This is a genomic window from Bradyrhizobium sp. Kon58, from assembly GCF_055807455.1.
Genome location: NZ_JBVVOT010000533.1, coordinates 1 through 254, shown reverse-complemented (window position 1 = coordinate 254; position 254 = coordinate 1). Strand labels below are relative to the sequence as shown.

Genomic DNA, 254 nt, shown 5'->3' with positions numbered 1-254 from the left:
CCATAGCCAACGACACCCAATATGGCCTGGCTGCGGCGGTGTGGACGGCGGATATCTCCAAGGCACACCTGACAGCCAAGGCCCTGCGTGCGGGCAGTGTGTGGGTCAACCAGTACGATGGCGGCGACATGACCGCTCCGTTCGGTGGCTTCAAGCAGTCGGGTAACGGTCGCGATAAATCGCTGCATGCGTTCGACAAATACACCGAGCTGAAAGCGACCTGGATCAAGCTCTAAGTTACGTTACACCGCAGG

At 59.1% G+C, this 254-nt stretch carries 1 protein-coding gene; it reads left to right on the top strand.

The genetic code is table 11. From position 1 onward, the window contains the following. Window positions 1-236 (top strand): aldehyde dehydrogenase family protein (locus AC0L20_RS41380; RefSeq protein ID WP_473295892.1); only part of this gene is annotated, 236 nt, incomplete at its 5' end. Window positions 237-254 lie beyond the last annotated feature (18 nt).